At 65.9% G+C, this 15,932-nt stretch carries 11 protein-coding genes; 5 read left to right on the top strand and 6 right to left on the bottom strand.

What is annotated here, in order from left to right:
• The first annotated feature begins 40 nt into the window (after window positions 1–40).
• The 4 genes from QRN25_RS19380 (at window position 41) to QRN25_RS19365 (ending at window position 7,664) form a co-directional block, all read left to right on the top strand.
• Complete coding sequence (locus tag QRN25_RS19380; protein ID WP_502910479.1) at window positions 41–2,890, top strand: TonB-dependent receptor plug domain-containing protein; 2,850 nt, start codon at window positions 41–43, stop codon at window positions 2,888–2,890.
• Window positions 2,891–2,906: 16 nt separating this feature from the next.
• Window positions 2,907–4,499: an amidohydrolase gene (locus tag QRN25_RS19375; RefSeq protein ID WP_285020880.1), complete on the top strand. Its 1,593-nt coding sequence runs from the start codon at window positions 2,907–2,909 to the stop codon at window positions 4,497–4,499.
• A gap of 164 nt (window positions 4,500–4,663) precedes the next feature.
• Window positions 4,664–6,256, top strand: coding sequence for a peptidase dimerization domain-containing protein (locus QRN25_RS19370; RefSeq protein WP_285020878.1), 1,593 nt, complete (start codon window positions 4,664–4,666; stop codon window positions 6,254–6,256).
• 109 nt (window positions 6,257–6,365) lie between these two features.
• Window positions 6,366–7,664 carry a D-amino acid dehydrogenase gene (locus tag QRN25_RS19365; RefSeq protein ID WP_285020877.1) on the top strand — a complete coding sequence of 433 codons (1,299 nt, stop codon included), beginning with the start codon at window positions 6,366–6,368 and terminating at the stop codon, window positions 7,662–7,664.
• Window positions 7,665–7,668: 4 nt separating this feature from the next.
• Here QRN25_RS19365 and QRN25_RS19360 read toward each other — a convergent pair whose 3' ends face one another.
• Both QRN25_RS19360 and QRN25_RS19355 read right to left on the bottom strand, forming a co-directional pair.
• On the bottom strand, window positions 7,669–9,507 hold the full coding sequence (locus tag QRN25_RS19360) for a diguanylate cyclase (protein ID WP_285020876.1): 1,839 nt from the start codon (window positions 9,505–9,507) through the stop codon (window positions 7,669–7,671).
• A 115-nt stretch (window positions 9,508–9,622) separates the two neighbouring features.
• Complete coding sequence (locus tag QRN25_RS19355; RefSeq protein WP_285020875.1) at window positions 9,623–10,420, bottom strand: SDR family NAD(P)-dependent oxidoreductase; 798 nt, start codon at window positions 10,418–10,420, stop codon at window positions 9,623–9,625.
• A 107-nt stretch (window positions 10,421–10,527) separates the two neighbouring features.
• Between QRN25_RS19355 and QRN25_RS19350 the strand changes: the two genes are divergently transcribed.
• Complete coding sequence (locus QRN25_RS19350) at window positions 10,528–11,430, top strand: LysR family transcriptional regulator (protein WP_285020874.1); 903 nt, start codon at window positions 10,528–10,530, stop codon at window positions 11,428–11,430.
• On the opposite strand, the gene QRN25_RS19345 is transcribed toward QRN25_RS19350, so the two are convergent.
• The 4 genes from QRN25_RS19345 to treY all read right to left on the bottom strand — a co-directional run bounded on the left by QRN25_RS19345 (window position 11,427) and on the right by treY (window position 15,932).
• Complete coding sequence (locus tag QRN25_RS19345) at window positions 11,427–11,708, bottom strand: DUF3325 domain-containing protein (RefSeq protein WP_285020873.1); 282 nt, start codon at window positions 11,706–11,708, stop codon at window positions 11,427–11,429. The genes QRN25_RS19350 and QRN25_RS19345 overlap by 4 nt on opposite strands.
• Window positions 11,705–13,270: a PepSY-associated TM helix domain-containing protein gene (locus QRN25_RS19340; RefSeq protein WP_285020872.1), complete on the bottom strand. Its 1,566-nt coding sequence runs from the start codon at window positions 13,268–13,270 to the stop codon at window positions 11,705–11,707. Before QRN25_RS19340 ends, QRN25_RS19345 begins: the two co-directional genes overlap by 4 nt.
• Entirely contained in the window at window positions 13,267–13,578 is a 312-nt protein-coding gene (locus QRN25_RS19335) for a hypothetical protein (protein ID WP_271184149.1), read from the bottom strand. Before QRN25_RS19335 ends, QRN25_RS19340 begins: the two co-directional genes overlap by 4 nt.
• A 122-nt stretch (window positions 13,579–13,700) precedes the next feature.
• Complete coding sequence (treY, locus tag QRN25_RS19330; RefSeq protein WP_285020871.1) at window positions 13,701–15,932, bottom strand: malto-oligosyltrehalose synthase; 2,232 nt, start codon at window positions 15,930–15,932, stop codon at window positions 13,701–13,703.

The following is a 15,932-nucleotide window of genomic DNA, read 5'->3' as shown; positions in this document are numbered from 1 at the left end:
TGCAAACACGGCCTTGGGCCAGACCTCGCAAAGTCGGGGCATGATGGAAAGCTTTTCAGTGCGTTCGGCCCGTGCCCTGCTGCTGGCAGGTGCTGCGGTACCGCTGTTTCTTGCGGCTCCGGCGATGGCCCAAGGCGCTCCGGCCCCTGCGGACGAGGAGCCGGTCAACGACATCGTCGTGACCGGTTCGCGCATTGTCGGCGACGGCTACAGCGCGCCCACGCCCGTGGCGGTGCTGGGCGAGGCGGACATCGCCGCGCAGGCCCCGGCGAACATCTCCGACTTCGTGAACCAGATGCCTGCCATCGCCGGTTCGGGCACTTCGGGCACGAACTCGGGCGGGCTTTCGAACGCGGGTGCGGGCATCAACTCGATCGGCCTGCGGGGGCTTGGCGTCGGCCGTACGCTGGTGCTGGTGGACGGGCAGCGCTCGGTCGCCTCGACCGTGGGCGGCACGGTGGACATCAACACGATCCCGCAGGATCTGGTGAAGCGGGTGGAAGTCATCACCGGTGGCGCTTCCGCCGCTTACGGGTCGGACGCGGTGGGCGGCGTCGTCAACTTCATCCTCGACACCGGCTACAAGGGCTTCAAGATTGGCGCCGACACCGGCATCTCGACCTATGGCGATGCCTTCAACTACCGCTTCACGGGCACCGCGGGCTTCTCGCTGCTGGACGACCGGCTGCACCTGCTCACCAACGTGTCGTACTTCAAGCAGAACCGCGAGGAGGGGATCGACCGTGACTGGAACAACAAGGGTTATTTCCAGATCAACAACCCCGCCTACACCGCCACCAACGGCGAGCCACAGCGGCTGGTCGGCAGCGGGATCGGCCCGGCGGGGTACACGGCGGGCGGCCTCATCACCAGCGGCCCGCTGCGCGGTACGTACTTCCTGGGCGAGGGGCAGACCGGGCAGCTCAACTACGGCATCGTCTCCAGCCCGTGGATGATCGGCGGCGACTGGCAGACCACGCTCGCCGGCCATGTCGGCACCAACACCCTCGTTCCGCTCGATGAACGCCTGAGCGCATTCCAGCGCGTCGGCTTCGAGATCACGCCCGACATCGAGATCTTCGGGCAGTTCTCCTACAACCGCTCGGTCAGTGCGTCCTCGTACCAGCAGACTCCCAGCACCGGGGTGACCATCGCGGCGGACAATGCCTACCTGCTCAGCCAGTACCCCACCGTCGCGGCGCAGATGGCGGCGCAGGGGCTGTCCTCGATCACCGTGGGCACCTCCAACGCAGGCTTCCCGATCCCGGGCAGCAACATCAAGCGGCAGGTCTATCGCGGCGTCATCGGCGCCAAGGGCAAGTTCGACCTGTTCGACAAGCCGATGAACTGGGACGTCTACTACCAGAAAGGCGTCACCAAGGCGCGCGAGGAACTGACCAACACCTGGGTCAATTCGCGCATGGCGCTGGCGCAGGATGCGGTGTTCGACGGATCGGGCAACATCGTGTGCCGTTCCACGCTGACCAATCCGGGCAATGGCTGCGTGCCGATCGACCGGCTTGGCACCAACGGCCCCTCGCAGGAGGCGCTGGACTACATCTACAACGATGGCAACCAGCCGCTGCGCCACCAGACGATCAAGCAGGACGTCGCCGCCGCCACGATCTCGGGCAAGGCCTTCGCGCTTCCGGCGGGCGATCTGGCCTTTGCCACCGGCGTCGAATGGCGACGCGAGCAGATCAACGGCAGCGTGGATTCGCAGTACAATTCCGGCTGGCTCTACGGCAACTTCCGCGTCAACCAGGGCAAGTACGACGTCTATGAAGGCTTCCTCGAACTCGACGTGCCGATCTTCGACGGGATGAATGTCAACGCCGCCGCGCGCGGGACGCATTATTCCACGTCGGGCTGGGTCGGTACGTGGAAGGTCGGCGCCAACTGGCAGGCCATGAACGCGCTGCGCTTCCGCGGCACGCTGAGCCACGACATCCGCGCGCCCAACCTCGACGAACTGTTCGCGGCGGGCACTGCGCGTACCAACACCGTCATCATCCCGGACGGCGCCGATGCCCCGCAGACCGGATCGCTGCAGTTCGTGCAGAACGCCTTCGGCAACTCCTCGCTCAAGCCCGAAGTGGCTGACGGCTGGACGCTGGGTGCGGTGTTCGAACCCAGCTTCCTGCCGGGCTTCTCGCTTTCCTTCGATTACTACCAGATCAAGATCAAGGACGCGATCGGCTCGATCACCGCGCAGCAGACGGTGGACCTGTGCTACGAACAGGGCATCTCCTCGTATTGCCCCAACATCAACTTCGTGAACGGGCAACTCAGCACGATCGACCTGACGCCGATCAACTTCGCCCGCCAGCAGACCAAGGGCTTCGACATCGAGGCCAGCTATACCGCGCAAGTCGGCCCCGGCACCCTGCGCCTGCACGGGCAGGCCACGCACTATATCGAGAACGTGGTCGATGACGGCATCAGCTTCCCGATCGACTATGCGGGCGTGCTGACCAATAATACCACCTATGCTTCGCCCGACTGGGTTTACCGCGTCAGCGCATTCTACGACATCGACCCGGTCAGCCTGAATCTGGTGGCGCGCGGCTTTACCAATGGCGTCTACGGCAACGACTGGATCGAGTGCGATGGCGACTGCCCGGCCAGCACCGCGCAGTACCGCACGATCAACGACAATTCGATCAAGGGCGCGGTCTATTTCGACGCTTCGGTGGACTTCAAGTTCCCGGCGATGGGCGGCGGCATGGGCCACCTGACCTTCGTTGTGAACAACCTGCTGAACAAGGATCCGGTGCTCGTCGGCAACGGTCCGGACGGCAACAACGTACCCGCTTATGCCCAGACCAACCGCAGCCGCTACGACGTGATCGGCCGCACCTTCCGCGTCTCCGCCAAGGTCGAGTTCTAAGAGAGGATTTCGGATCATGAAGACCGTCAAACGCGCCGCGCTCGCCGCCGCCCTTGCCACCACCGCGATGATGGGCGCCCCTGCCCATGCCGCCGCGCCGCAGCCGCTCAAGGACGAGGTCGCCAAGGAAGTCGAGGCGCAGCGCAAGCAGATCCAGGTCATGGTCGACCAGATCTTCAGCTTCGCCGAACCCGGCTTTCAGGAAGTGAAGACCAGCGAATACCTCACCGGCATCCTCGAAAAGAACGGCTTCACGGTGACGCGCGGGGTGGCGGGCATTCCCACCGCCTTCACCGCCACCTGGGGCAAGGGCGGGCCGAAGATCGCGCTGGGCAGCGACATCGACGACGTGCTCGGCGTGTCGCAGACCCCCGGCCTGCCGTATCTCAAGCCCATCGTCGAAGGCGCGCCGGGGCATGGCGAGGGTCATAACTCGGGCATGCCGCTGATGGTCGCCGCGGCCATCGCGGTGAAGAAGGTGATGACCAAGCACGGCCTCGAAGGCCGCCTGATGCTCTGGCCCGGCGTCGCCGAGGAGCTGCTGGCGACCAAGGCCTATTACGTGCGTGCCGGGCTGTTCAAGGACGTGGACGCCTCGATCTTCACCCACGTCAGTTCCGATTTCTCGACCGGCTACGGCGAGATGGGGAACAACGGCATGGTCTCGGTCGAATACAGCTTCAAGGGCAAGACCGCGCACTCGGCGGGCATGCCGTGGGAGGGCCGCAGCGCGCTCGACGCGGTGGAGATCATGGACGTCGCGTGGAATTTCCGGCGCGAACACCTGCCGCTGACGCAGCGCTCGCACATGATCATCACCAACGGCGGCGGCCAGCCCAACGTGGTGCCGGACAAGGCCAGCATCTGGTACTTCTTCCGCGAGCGGACCTTCGCCGATATCCGCAAGCTTTACGAGACCGGCAACGACATCGCCAAGGCCGCCGCGCTCGCCACCGGCACTACGGTGAGCCAGCAGACGCTGGGCTATGCCGCGCCCAACTTCGGCAACAAGCCGCTGGCCGAAGCTGCCTATGCCAACATCAAGGCGGTCGGCATGCCGCAGTGGAGCGCCGACGACCAGGCTTTCGCCAAGGCGGCACAGACCTTCAACGACCGCAAGATCGAGCCGTTGAAGTCGGAAGTCACCGAACTCTCGACGCCGGAGAACCGCAAGCCCTCCACCGGTGGCGGCTCGGACGATATCGGCGACATCATGTGGGCGGTGCCGACGATCACCATCCGCTTCCCCTCGAACATCCCCAACATGATCGGCCACAACTCCACTTCGGCCTTCGCGATGGCCACCCCGATCGCGCACAAGGGCGTCGAGGTCGGCGCCAAGGCGGTGGCGATGACTGTGCTCGATATCCTGACGACGCCGCAGCTGGTCACCGACGCCAAGACCTACTTCACCGACGTGCAGCTGAAGACCGACACGTATGCGCCGGTGCTGACCGACAAGGACGTGCCCGCGATCTGGCTGAACGAGCGCAACATGCAACTCTACCGGCCGATGATGGAGAAATACTACTACAACCCGGCCAAGTACCCGACTTACCTCGACCAGCTGGGCGTCAAGTACCCCACCCTGACGAAGCCGGCGGAGTAATCGGGATGCGCAGCAACACACATTCCTCTGCCTCCCCCACCCCCGTCATTGCGAGCGGCGAAGCCGCGCGGCAATCCAGGGCGGAGCCGCGCCGCTCTGGATTGCTTCGCTACGCTCGCAATGACGAACGAGGGGGGGACGACCGGCGCCCGGGCGGGTACGGTTTGCGTACCCTGATCGCCGCCGCGCTGGCTGCGGCCTCGCTTACACCCGGCGCTGCGCAGGCGGCCGCCGACCCGGCGCTCAAGCAGGAAGTCGCCGCCGCCGTCGAGGCGCAGCGCAAGCAGATTCAGGTCATGGTGGATGAGATCTACTCGTTCGCCGAACCCGGCTTTCAGGAGGTGAAGACCAGCGAATATCTCGCCGGCATCCTCGAGAAGAACGGCTTCACCGTCGTGCGCGGCGTCGCCGGTGTGCCGACTGCGTTCACCGCGACATGGGGCACCGGCGGCCCCAAGATCGCGCTGGGCAGCGACATCGATGGCCTGCTCGGCGTCTCGCAGGTGCCCGGCGTGGCGGACGTCAAGCCGCTCACCGAAGGCGCGCCGGGACATGGCGAGGGGCATAACTCGGGCATGCCGCTGATGGTTGCCGCCGCGCTTGCCGCCAAGCAGGTGATGACGAAGCACGGGCTGCAGGGCCGCCTGATGCTGTGGCCCGGCGTTGCCGAGGAACTGCTGGCGACCAAGGCGTACTATGTGCGCGCCGGGATGTTCAAGGACGTCGACGCCTCGATCTTCGCGCACGTCAACACCGGCTTCGGCACCGGCTGGGGCGACCTCGGCCTAACCGGCATGATCTCCGTCGAGTACGAGTGGAAGGGCAAGACCGCCCACTCCGCAGGCATGCCGTGGGAGGGCCGCAGCGCGCTCGACGGGGTGGAGCTGATGGACGTCATGTGGAACTTCCGGCGCGAGCACCTGCCGCTGACGCAGCGCTCGCACGACGTCATCACCAACGGCGGCGGCCAGCCCAACGTGGTGCCGGACAAGGCGAGCAGCTGGTACTACTTCCGCGACAAGGACTTCGCTTCGCTGCGCAACCTCTACGAAGTCGGCAACCAGATTTCGGAGGCCTCGGCGCTGGCGACGGGCACCACGGTCAGCCGCAAGGTGCTGGGCTTCGCCGCGCCGAACTACGGCAACAAGCCGCTGGCCGAGGCGCTCTACGCCAATATCGAGACGGTGGGCGTGCCGCAGTGGTCCGCCGCCGACCAGGCCTTCGCGAAGGCGGTGCAGGTGAAGAACCACCTCAAGGTGGAGGCGCTGCCGACGAAGGTGGCGCCGCTCTCCACCCCCGAACTGCGCGGCGGTGGCAGCTTCGGCGGTTCGGACGACATCGGCGACGTGATGTGGACGGTGCCGACGGTCACCATCGGCTATCCGGCGAACATCCCGAACGTGATCTTCCACCACGCCACCGCCGCGATGGCGATGGCCACGCCGATCGCGCACAAGGGCACCGTCGTCGGCGCCAAGGCGGTGGCGATGACGATCCTCGATCTCGTCACCACGCCGCAGATCATCACGGAGGCCAAGACCTGGATGAAGGACGTCCAGCTCAAGGACCAGAAGTACGATCCGCTGATCGCCGCCACCGACATGCCCGCGATCGACCGCAATGCGCGCACGATGGCGCAGATCCGCCCGGCGATGCAGCCCAGCTACTACGATCCGAAGAAGTACGATTCCTACCTCCAGCAACTGGGCATCGATTACGAGGCTTCGGGTCGCGAAACCTCCGGCGCGGGCAGCTAAGCCCCCCAGCGCGCCAACCGGCCGGGGTCACGAACACCCTGACAAGAGCCAACTGCCCCGGCCGGTTCTTTTCTTTCCGACACCCTCCCTCCCACGAAGGGAACTGCAGATGGCACGCATCATCGTCATCGGCGCCGGCATCACCGGCGTCACGGCCGCCTACGCCCTGCTTTCGCGCGGGCACGAGGTCACCCTGGTCGAGCGGCACCGCTATCCGGCGATGGAGACCTCCTTCGCCAATGGCGGGCAGCTTTCGGCCAGCAATGCCGAAGTGTGGAATTCGATGGCGACGATCGCCAAGGGCCTGCGCTGGCTGCTGCGCCCCGACGCGCCGCTGCTGTTCAACCCGCGTCCCTCGCTGCACAAGTATTCGTGGATGGCGCAGTTCGTCGGCGCGATCGGCAGGCACCACGCCAACACCGTGGAGACGACCCGCCTCGCCATCGCCGCGCGTCGCCACCTGTTCGACATCGCGGAGCGCGAGGGCATAGACTTCGACCTCTCGCGCTGCGGCATCCTCCATTTCTATCGCAACGCCGAGACGTTCGAGGCGGCCCGGCGCGGCAATGCGCTACTGGTCGAGGGCGGGCTGGAGCGCGAGGAAGTCTCCTCCGCCGAGATCGCCCGCATCGAACCGGCGCTGCGAGGCGATTTCTGCGGCGGCTTCTTCACGCCGTCCGATTCCACGGGCGACATTCACAAGTTCACCACCGGCCTCGGCCGCGCCTGCGCCCGCCTCGGCGCGCGGTTCGTGCTGGGGGGCGAGGTGGACGGCATAGCGCTTCGGCCCGACGGTGTGTCGGTCCGGCTGCAGGCGGCGGGCGGCCTTGGGGAAGGTTCCGATACCGGCCGCCTGCAGGACTTCTCGACCGATGATCTCGGTGCCGAAACGGTCGTAGAGGGGGATATGGTGATGGTCTGCGCCGGGGTCGCCAGCCGCGCGCTGGCGGCAAAACTGGGGGACCGAGTCAACATCTACCCGGTCAAGGGCTACTCGATCACCGTCATGCTGAACGACGACGAGAGCCGCGCCGCCGCGCCCGAGGTCAGCCTGCTCGACGAGGACGCCAAGATCGTCACCAGCCGGCTCGGCGCGGACCGCTTCCGGGTGGCGGGCACGGCGGAGTTCAACGGCTTCAACCGCGACATCCGCGCCGACCGCATCCGCCCGCTGGTCGACTGGAGCGAGCGGCACTTCCCCGGCATGAGCACGCGGCAGGTGGTGCCGTGGGCGGGCCTGAGGCCGATGACGCCGACGATGATGCCCTTCGTCGGCCGGGGCAGGCATCCGCGCGTGTTCTACAACACCGGCCACGGCCATCTCGGCTGGACGCTCTCGGCAATCACCGCGGAACTGGTCGCGCAGATGATCCCGCCGGATGAGACCGAACAGCGCCGCAGCGCCTGAGGCGTCAGGCCGCCAGCGTTTCCGAACGCGCGTCCACGAGGACCCGGTTGCGCCCTTCGCGCTTGGCCCGGTAGAGCGAGGCGTCGGCGGCCTTTATAAGCGTGGAGCCGTCGCGCTCCATGCTGTCCTCCCACGATGCAATGCCGAAGGACATCGTCAGCGAACCCAGCGCGCGGCCGCCCTGGTGGACAATCAGTTCGCTGATCGACTGGCGTACGGAGTCCACTCGCGCGGCGAGAGTGACCGCTGAGGTACCCGGCGCGATGATCGTGAATTCCTCGCCGCCGAAACGGCAGACGACGTCGCCGTCGCGGAAGCGGCTGCGCATCTCGGCCGCCACGGCCTGCAGCACGGCGTCGCCGGCGTCGTGGCCGAACTCGTCGTTGAAGCGCTTGAAGTGATCGACGTCGCACATGACGAGGCTGAGCGGGCTGCCTGAACGCGAGGCACGAGCGATTTCCAGCGCCAGCGTCTCTTCCATGTAGCGCCGATTGAACAGGCTGGTGAGCGGATCGCGGATGGTCTGCTCGCGCAGACCGCGCTGGAGGCGGTGGTTGACGAGGGCGGAGGCGATGTTCTCGGTCAGCACCGTCAGGCGGAAACGGTTCTCGGTTCCGACCACGCCCTTGAGGTAGAGGACGCCGATAACCTCGCCTCCCGCCAACAGCGGTTCGCAATGGTAATGGTCGGTCTGGTTGCCGACATGGGCGCAGACGATGTCGGAATCGGGCTCGACGACGAAGTGGCTCTGGCCTCGGCGCAGAGCCCAGCACTGATCGGGCGCGAAGCCTGATGAGGCAACATCCAGCCCACCCCAGGCCGCGATCGGCACCAGCAGGTTGCGCGAATTGTTGTGGGCGTAGAGCGCGCCCGGGATTTCGGGTAGCACGCGCGGGACGAAGACGCGGATGATCGATGCCAGTTCGTCGTCGGTGCGGGCGGCCTGCATGCGATGGGCCATGCCGCCGAGCAGTTCGATCACCTCGCCGCGTTCGCGCAGGACTTCGGTGTTGCGGCTGAGTTCCGCATTAGCGACGTGGAGGCGATCCTGGCTTTCGTGCTGGTCGGCGACGGCGCCCTCCAGTTCCTCGGCCATGGCGTTGTAGCCGTTTGCCAGCCGTTCGAACTCGCTCGATTCCATGTGGGCATCAATGCGCGCGGCGCGGTCGCCCGCGCCAAGCTGGCCCATGACCGTCATCATCGCATCGACCGGGCGGCGGATGCGCCGGATCAGCGTGGCCGCGGTGTAGCCGACGAAGATCATCGTCAGCGGCACGCCGCCCAGCACCAGCCAGGTGATGTAGCTCAGGCGCTTGTCCACGACGTCGGTTCGCGTCGTCGACAGAGCGCGTTCCTCGTTAAGCAGGTCGCTCACGCGTGCCTCGACGAGTTGCATGAGATAGCGCCCGCGTCCCGATGCGACGGCGGCCTGTGCGCCGGTGAAATCGCCCGCGCGGGTCTGCTTGGCGATCTGCTCCAGCAGGTCCGCGCGCTGGCCGATGAGGGTGCGGATCTGGACGGCGCGGTCGTTCTGGGCAGGATTGTCCTTGGTGAGGATGACAAGCTCGCCTGCCGCCGCCCGTGCCGCGCCGACTTCGGCCTCTACCGTCTCGCCGAATTCGGGGTTGTGCGTGAGGGCAAAGCCACGCTCACCGGATTCCGCTTGTTGCAGATGCCCCATCGCGCGGTTTGCGGTCTTGAGCACCTGCGAAGAATGGATGACCCACGCGAGGCTGGCGCGTGTCTGCGCGGAGCCTTCGAGCAGCAACCCTGCGAGCAGTGCCAGCAACAGGCACAGCACGCTGCACAGGATGACGATGCGACGCGACAACGACCCGACCAAGGGAATCTCCGTATAAGCGGGAGATAGAGCCCTCGGTCATCTGCCGCCGCGTTGCAATCGAAATTACAAAACTGAAATGTGACTTAAACGCGGCGGCAGGCGGTCTATCGGCGCGTCAGGCGATGGTCGGCACGATCCCGCCTTCGACGCGGATCGCCGCACCGTTGGTGATGGCGCCGAGCGGGCTGGCGAGCAGCGCGACCTGCGCCGCGATCTCGTCAGCTTCGATCAAACGGCGGATGAGCGACAAGGGGCGCAGCTTGGCGAAGAATTCCGCCTCGCGCTCGGCTTCCGGCGCATCCTTGTTGTCGACGACCGAACGAATGAACTCGACGATGCCTTCCGAGCGCGTCGGCCCGGGCATGACCGAATTCACTGTTACGCCGGTTCCGCGCGTCTGCTCGGCAAGGCCGCGCGCGATCGCCAGTTGGGCGGTCTTGGTCATGCCGTAATGGATCATCTCGCCGGGGATCACGAGCGCGCTTTCGCTGGCGATGAAGATCACGCGGCCCCAATCCTGTTCCAGCATCTTTGGGAAGTAGTGGCGGGCAAGGCGCGCGCCGCTGACGACGTTGACTTCGAAGAAGTGGTGCCAGTCCGCGTCGGTGATCTCGGTGAAGGGCTTGGCTTCGTAGATGCCGAGGTTGTTGACGAGGATATCGACCTGCGGGACCGCGGCGATCAGGGTTTCGGCACCCTCGGCGGTTGCAGGGTCGGCGAGCACGGCGCGTACCTTGCCGCCGTTTGCGGCGACTGCGCTGACCTTGGCTACCGCCTCGTCGAGCTTCGTCTGGTTGCGGCCGGAGATGACGACGTTCACGCCCTCGGCGGCGAGGCGCTCGGCGATGGCGAGGCCGATGCCGGCCGTCGAGCCGGTGACTAGAGCGGACTTGCCGGTGAGTTTGAGATCCATGACGGGATATTCCTTGCTGATGTGCCCTGAAATCTAGGTTGTCGCGTCATTGATGCATAGTGATGCATCTGGCATATCAGAAGTGAATCAAAATCACGGATTGCGTCATGGACAACCGCTTTGGCGAGATGCAGATATTCCTCGCGGTCGCGCAGGACGGCAGTTTCGCGAGCGCGGCCAAGGCGCTGCGCCTGACGCCCTCGGCGGTGAGCCGGGCCATGGCGCGGCTCGAAGGGCGGTTGGGCGTGCAGTTGGTGTCGCGCACTACGCGCGCCTTGGCCCTGACGGCGGAGGGTGAAGTCTATCGCGCCCGGGTAGCAGGGCTGGTGGCGGAAATCGACGAGGTCGAGCGGGGCTTCGGCTCGGCTGAAGAGCCACCGCGCGGGCCGTTGCGCATCAATGCCTCGGTGCCTTTCGGGACGCAGTGCCTGTTACCGATCCTGCCTCGTTTCCAGCGAGCGTACCCCAGGGTCACAGTAAACCTGGCGCTGTCCGATACACTGGTCGATCTTGTCGAGGAACGGGCCGACCTTGCCATACGCATCGGCCCCCTGCGGGACACCGGGCTAAAGGCGAAGAAACTGGGGCGCAGCATGATGGCGCTGGTCGCGAGCCCGGACTATCTGCGCATGCATGGCGAACCGGTACACCCGCGCGAACTGGCCGGGCACGCCTGCCTGCAGTTCAGCTTCCGACGCTCCATCGACACCTGGCCGTTCCGGATCGACGAAGCACTAGTCCAAAGGCCGATCGAGGCGGCATTCCTCGGCAATTCGGGGGAAGTGGTGCGGCTGATGGCGGTCGCGGGCGGCGGTATCGCGCGGCTGGGGCGGTTTCATGTCGCTGCCGATCTTGCGGCCGGGAGGCTGGTCGAAATACTGCGCCCCTTCAATCCGGGGGACCATGAAGACATTCACGCCCTCTATGTGGGCCATCGGCGACTGGCTTCCCGCATCCGCGCTTTCCTCGACTTTCTTGAGGCGAGACTGGTGCTGCCCGAAGGAGGCTAGCGAGAGGGGCGCCGGGTGCGCCAGTTGAGCGTGGTGACCGTGAGCGCGGCGCCTAGGCTCAGTTCGCCGCACCAGACGATCGTGCCCATGGCCGGACCGAGCAGCGCGGCGTCTACGGCCCAGCCGATGCCGAGCAGAAACCACCCTGCCATACGGGTAGAGCGCGTCTGTACATGAGTGAGGAGCCGACCCAGGAGATCGCGCTGGTGCCGCTTCATGCTGGCGGCGAGCGCGAGGAATCCGGCAACGATCACGGTGGCGGGAAGAATGTGCATCATGCGCTTGTTGCCCGCCGGTTCGCACTACGTGGCTTCGCACCGGCCTTTGCCTTTGTCCGGAGTTGAGCGCTTCTTACTGCGGCAAGGATAAAGCCTGCGGCGAGGACGAGCATCACCAGGTCGAAGGCCACGAAAGTCCAGTCCCCCGCCAGCAAGCTAGGGAGCAGCCCGCGGGAAGTCGTCATGGCATTGACCAGCGGGATGGCGGCGAAGCAGGCACCGGCGATCGCCAGCGCCTCCGTCCATGCGCGTCCGGCGGGACGCAGGATGCCCCACAGTCCGATGCCGAGCCAAGCGAGGAACAGGCTGTCGATCTCACGCTCCGCGCGGTCAACCATTTCCAGCGGGAGCAGGCGGTTGGCGAGGAAATAGACCGCGATCCCGGTCGCCAGCCCGGCAATGGCGGCGATGTTCAGACGCTCGACGATGCGGAAGCCAAGGTGCGGGCAAGAGGGGTCGGAAAGGCGGGCGCGCCGCTTGACCGTCCACAGGACGAGGCCGCTACCCACCATCACCGTGCCGCCTAGACCGCTGAGGAAGTAGAGCCAGCGCAGGCCCCATTCGGCGAAGCGGCCCGTGTGCAGGCCGATCATGACGCTCTCGGTCGCGAGGGCGCTGCCGGTCGCCTGGTGCGTGCCGATCGCGCGGCCGGTAGCGCCTTCGAATGTGGCAGTCTGGCCGCGTGCGCCGAAGGCGGCTTCGGGCGCGCGGCTCATCTCGATCAGGGCGGCCGCGTCGTTGGGGTTGGCGATGCTGATGTAGCCGACCCGCTCGTCGTTCCACCGAGCGGAGGCATTACGCACTAGCGGCCCTAGGTCCGCCAAGGGAGCATGTCTGCCGCTGGGGACGGTCTCGGCGCTGCGGCCGAACACCGCTTCGGAGAATGCGGTCTGCTCGGCATAATTGGCCGCTATGCCCCACGGCATGTACATGGACGCCAGTGTCACCAGTCCGGTGAAAGTGATCATGAGGTGGAAGGGCAATGCCAGCACCGCGGTGACGTTGTGGGCGTCTAGCCAGCTCCTTTGCCCTTTGCCGAAGCGCAGCATGAAGAAGTCGGCGAAGATCTTCTTGTGCGTGATCACGCCCGAGAGGATGGCCACCAGCATGAACATCGCCGCGACGCCGACGAGATAGCGTGCCCACAACACCGGCATGTAATGCAGGTCGAAGTGAAAGCGGTACAGGAAGAAACCGCCACGTGTCTCGCGCGAGGTGATGGCGTGGCCGCCACGGTCGAGCAGCGCGCTGGTTTCGACGCGCTTCGCCGGGCGTTCCCCGGAGGGCTGCCAATATACCTGGGTGGTGGCGCTCCGGCTGTTGGGCAGCGAGATGTACCAGCTCTTCGCGTCCGGAGCGACAGAATTGAGGTAACGCATCGCGCCCTCCGCGGCGGTTGCGGGTTCTGCATCGCCGGTTACCTCGGGCTGCATCCAGCGAGTGATCTCGTCCTGGAAATAGGCTGCGGTCCCGGTGGCGAACATCGCGAAAAGCAGCCATCCAAGGAGCAGTCCGCTCCAGGTATGAAGCAGCGCCATCGACTGGCGGAGGCTGTCCTTCATATCCGCGCTCCAGCCGAGAGCGAGAACCACAGGGTGATGCCGAGCGTCAGTCCCGAGCCGGCGAGCCACAGCCAGAGCCTCACCACCGAACGCGCTCCGAAGGCGACGAGCGCCAGTATAGCGAACAGGGCGAAGGAGATCAGCGTCGCGGCGACACTGGCATTGGCGGGATCGACGCCCATGCCGCGCCACAGCAGGCGCGCAATGCAGGCCGTCGCCGCCGACGTCAGAAGGTAGTTCGCGGGAATCGCTGCAATCAGCCGTGCGACGATCTCGCCGCGACCGATGGTGCCGTTGCGTGCGGTCATCGATGACTGCCGGCGATGCGAACTATCACGAAGCCCCCTATTGTCGCGCAACTCACTATTGCGACGCACTCGCAATTTCCGCTAGGCTGCGGCCAGGGAGTTGTCAACGCATGGGTGCATCCCTAGTCGACGGCGCGCACATCTTTCAGGCAATCGGCGGAGTGGCGTTTGGGCATTGGGATGTGCACCGAAAAGGCTTCGCCTTCCCCTGTACGTTCGACGATCCAGCTGTCGTCGTCCGTCCGCAGCGCATAAGTTCCGCAGGTGAACAGATCCGGTCGCTCCTGCCGCTGGGTCAGGAGGATACGGGTAAGTTCCAGCTTGCGTGCAGCGAGGGGCGGGAACTGGCCTGATGCCAGCGCCGCCCAGTCTACCGGACGACGATTGTCCGGATCGGTCAGCGTGACCGCCAGCCCCTCGCTGCCCTGGTAGATGTCAGGAATGCCTGGCGCAGTCAGCTGAAGGGCGGTCTGTGCCAGTACAATGGTCTCGATCGCAGCTTCGAAGTCGCCGCGCAGACGGTCGGGAAGCAATTCGCCGGTCGCCAGTCCGTGATGGAGGGCGCGGCATAGCTGTGCGATTGCGGCCTCGGCGGCCGTATCGGGTGCTTCGTGCCGCGACAGGTCCTTGCCTTCGCGCATGGCCTTGGCGACGTGTGCATCGATGCGCTCCGGCGTATCCGGCTCGGCGCGCAACATTAAGGCGGTCTGGAGCGCATAGAGTGCCCATTGCTCCGATACCCCCGCCTCACGCCCGCGCTGCCGCGCATCGGTGTAGAGTTCTCGGGCGAAATCGGGGAAGTGGCTTAGCGCGACGAGAACGGCGCGCGCATCCGCAGAGCGCTTGGTGTCGTGCGTGGACAGGGTATCCAGCGCGAGCGGCGTCCGGTCCGCACGTTTCGCCATGCCGGCGGCAAATGTCGCATCGTCGATGACGCCGAGGTCCGGTTCGGCGCCCACTTCGCACAGCGGCAGGAAGGCGACGCTGCGGAAGAATACCGTGTCTTCCTCGGACTTCGCCGTCAGCGCTCCGGTCAGCTGCTCGAACCTAACGGCAAAGGCGCGTGCGTGCGGATCGTCGGGCGCGCGCAGCAGGCCGATCAGGCTCGCGACCGTCGTGTCTTCGGTCAGCCCGTCGATGGCCTGCGTGATCGCGGGAGAGAGCGGGGCCAGATCGGCCGCGTAAGAGCGGTAGACCGGCCACCCCGTCGCCAGTCGGCCGACTGCTTCGGACACTTGTGCGCGTGCGCCCTCATCAAGCGCAAGCGCCGTCAGCGCGGCTCCGGCCACACGGCGCAATTCCGGCGTGAACACTTGTTCCAGCAGTTCCCGACGGACCTTGCGGACCTCCCGCCCATAGTCCGGCGGAACGGCATCGATCGACGTCTCACGCATCGTCGCGAGGCCTTCGCGGGAGGTCAGCAGGCGCGTGAGCGGCGTCATGAATTCATATCCGCTCATGCCTTCCACCGGCCACGCCGACGGGAAGTCCTCCCCGGTCTTGACGATCTTCTCGACCCAGATGGGCGTGTCGCCCACGGCATCGCGCAATCGCTGGAGATAGCCGCCCGGCCGAGCCAGTCCGTCCACGTGGTCGACGCGCAAACCCTGGATGTTTCCCGCCTCGACCTGCTCGATGATCCAGCGGTGTGTCAGTGCGAAAACTTCGGGATCTTCCTGAAGCACGCCGATGAGGTCGGTGATGTTGAAAAAGCGGCGATGGGTGATGCGGTCGGCGCTCGTCCGCCAGTCGCCCAGAGACCAATGTTGTTCGGCGAGGAGAGCGTCCAGCGTCGGTGCGTCCAGTGTGCGCGTCACGCCGCACAGATGGCGCGAGAGGTCGTTCGGGCGCAGCGGATATTCGCGATCGTAAACCCGCAGGCGCGGATCGTCGGCGTCGCCCGCCGGGGCGAGATGGCCTTGTGCGAGCAGGTCTTCGATGGCGCCGTCCAGCACGGGGAAGTGCAGCGGTCCGGCGTCCCAGTCGATGTCGAAGATGGCGGCATGGGCGCTGCCGCGGCCATGCCGCAGCACGTCGGCCAGCCACGGGTTCTCGGGCGTGAACGCCATGTGGTTCGGCACGATATCGACGATGATGCCGATCCCGGCCCGTTGTGCTGCTCCGCTAAGGCGCTGGAACGCCGCTTCCCCGCCCAGCACCGGATCGATCCGCGTGGGATCGATCACGTCGTAGCCGTGGGTCGATCCAGAGGCTGCATGGAAGGGCGGGGAAAGATAGAGATGGCTGATGCCCAGCGTGGCCAGCCACGGCAGCAGTTCGCGCGCCTTGTCGAGGTCCACGCCGTCCCGAAGCTGGAGGCGATAAGTGGCGACGAGAGGGATGGCCTTGGACAT

The organism is Novosphingobium sp. fls2-241-R2A-195, from assembly GCF_030209485.1.
Classification (GTDB): domain Bacteria; phylum Pseudomonadota; class Alphaproteobacteria; order Sphingomonadales; family Sphingomonadaceae; genus Novosphingobium; species Novosphingobium resinovorum.
Note: the sequence above shows the minus strand (reverse complement) of the source record. Positions and strands in the feature narration are given on the sequence as shown.